Annotated in this window: 4 protein-coding genes; all 4 read right to left on the reverse strand. The window is 45.7% G+C overall.

Translation table 11 applies throughout. From position 1 onward, the window contains the following. Positions 1-528, reverse strand: a 528-nt coding sequence (locus EII26_RS12715) for an RHS repeat-associated core domain-containing protein (protein ID WP_148092579.1), incomplete at its 3' end; no start/stop codon positions are given. A 235-nt stretch (positions 529-763) separates the two neighbouring features. Beyond that, positions 764-1204 carry a hypothetical protein gene (locus EII26_RS12720; RefSeq protein ID WP_124889526.1) on the reverse strand — a complete coding sequence of 147 codons (441 nt, stop codon included), beginning with the start codon at positions 1202-1204 and terminating at the stop codon, positions 764-766. A gap of 479 nt (positions 1205-1683) precedes the next feature. Beyond that, positions 1684-2097: a DUF4279 domain-containing protein gene (locus tag EII26_RS12725; RefSeq protein WP_124889527.1), complete on the reverse strand. Its 414-nt coding sequence runs from the start codon at positions 2095-2097 to the stop codon at positions 1684-1686. A 158-nt stretch (positions 2098-2255) separates the two neighbouring features. Then, positions 2256-2553 (reverse strand): hypothetical protein (locus EII26_RS12730; RefSeq protein ID WP_199735226.1); only part of this gene is annotated, 298 nt, incomplete at its 5' end.

Genomic DNA, 2553 nt, shown 5'->3' on the forward strand with positions numbered 1-2553 from the left:
CGCCTTCGTCAGGATCTGCATCGCAAGATGCGACTCGCAGACGCCCATCAGACTCATGAACGACACCATGCCGTTCGACAGCGCGTGCAGAAATTCCTCGGCGTCGCCCGTCAGCATCGCCACGACGAGGCTGCGCATGGAGCACGCGAACTGGATGCTGTAGGCCGCCCCTTTCAGCATCCCCAATACGACCCAGAAGTTCAGCCCGCTCGACCCAGCGAGGATGCTCTGTCCCGCCATGGCGCCGCCCATCTCGCCCAGCGACCACAGGCCCGTCGGGTCCGTGTTGGTCACGGGGTTCGCGTGCGCGTACATATACTTGTGCAGGCTCGCCGGGTCGTGCCGGTTCCCCTGGTGCGGGTCCAGGCTCAGGAACGTCCCCGTCCTCGGGTCCATGTAGCGCGCACGAAGCTGGTACAGCTCCGTCGTCCGGTCGAACCGTTCCCCGGCGTACCGGTAGTCGTTCTCCGTCACGCCCGTGCGCGACGTCGTCTCGCCCCACGCGTCGTATGTCCACGTGTCCGTCACCTGAGCTGTCGAGGCAGTAAACCGTATCCCGTACAGACGGTCTAAAATGGTATACGGTTACATATGCCGCCGTTTGTTGCCATGGAGTCCCGAATGCTATTTTTTTGTCAAGTTACCGAAGCTGCTTAAAGCGCTTGCTTTAACGGTTTGCTTTTTTCGAGCAGTATTAGTCGTGCTGTCGGGTATTCCTCAGCGCGTCCATCGCCCGTGTCTTTGCAGGAGAAGTCTGCCTGTTTTACCCCGAAGTCAGTGTTGTAGATAATAATTGACCAAACTCACCTTCACCTACTAACGTTATTTTAAAATCACAATGAAGTCCTAGTATTGCTAGATTACTCATTGTTTCTGCATCCAACATATAACCAACCTGCTCTATTGTCGTGTGCATGTTAAATTCGACACGTATATTGTAGTTATTATTTTTATTTAATTCAGAAATATTCTCTTGCATTTCGCGTAATATTTTAGAAAACTCTAGAGCCTTAACTGTAAAATCACTGTCTCCGATAAAAGGTATTTCGTACTTCCATGAATTCGTAGTAATGGAACGTGAACATGATAGATACTTTTTATCGATGGTCGTGTGAATTAAACTCAGTTTCGTATCTATATCAGCTCCCAAATCTCCGAATTCCATAGTGTCTCTATATACGGCAAGTACTATTTCGCCACGCAAGATTTTCCCCACCTCCGAATAGCATAGCAAATATACTGCACGATATTTGCCAGTACCCTTCGCTTCGAATGTTACTTATAAAGAAAACGTTCCCTCGGGTGAAACTTTGCTCCAGATTCGAGAGCGCTTTCATCGACCACCTGCCCGTGTTACCTGCATTGAGCTTTTCGGTAAGGTAATCTGAAACGAAAAGTCCTTTCCCCTTAGCCGCCTCTTCTCGGAATTCGCCACCCACTTCTCAAGAGTCTTCGGAACCGCTTCAATGAAGCTACGAGAATGTACTGCCCCGAAGAAACTGACCGACTATAACGTTAAGAAGTTGTTCATCAAGCTCTTGGAAAAGGGGAGCCGTGGCTGCTATTCCATGCCACTCAGAAATTTCCCCCTATTTTTGCCAGCAGCCCTCAAGGCTAAAATCTTGACTTTTTATAAAAACATAAACGTTTCAGTTTTAAGATAAGCACTTGATTCAATTCTACCTAACTATCCGAAAAGATTAAATCAGCGTTACAACAGTCATCCCCTAATATAATTAAATCAGCATCACATCCAAGCCCTAGCTTGGCTAGATTACTTATAGTCTCAGGATCCAATGTATAGTTAACCTGTTTTTGTCCTGTACGTACATATAATGCAACTCGTATTTTGTAGTGATTATTCCGCTTCAACTCAGAAATAATCTCTTGTCTATCGCTCAGTAATTTGGAAAACTCTAGTGCTTTAGACTCAAAATCATTGTCCCCAAGAAAAGGTATTTCGTATATCCATGAATTCACTGCAATAGGAAGAGAACGTGATAGATCTTTTTTACCGATGGTCGTGTGAACCAATTTCAATTTCGCATCCATATCTTTATCAAACTCCACAGTGCTACTGTATATAGCAAAAACCATTTCACCACACAAGATTATTGTCACCTTCCAGTATTTTTATAGAGAAGTTTCTTCATTAATATGACATGAAGAAACTTCTCTATAAAAATAAATAAATTAATGTGCTTACTCAACGGTCACCGGCTGAAAGCCGATAGATTTAAACCTGGTGTTAGAAATTAAAAATAGCTGTCTATCTCATCGATAAGCTTATTTAGTTGTTTCCAAGTAAGATGATCTGCTCCTCCTCTTCCCTCTTGTCGTTTATGTTGATGGAGTGCTTTTGACAATCGCTTCTTATCAATTTTTCCTCGTCTCGCTGCATCCCTGAATTGTTTTTGATCACCTTTGCACCTATTATGCACCAGCACGCCATTTCCGACGAAGTAGGATTGGAAGTCCTCGACCTCGAGGTTGTAGACGGGGATGGGTTTGTCCAGCTTCTCCAGCCTCAGGCCCGTCACAATCCCCGCGTCG

It is taken from the genome of Fretibacterium sp. OH1220_COT-178 (assembly GCF_003860125.1).
Lineage (GTDB): Bacteria > Synergistota > Synergistia > Synergistales > Aminobacteriaceae > CAJPSE01.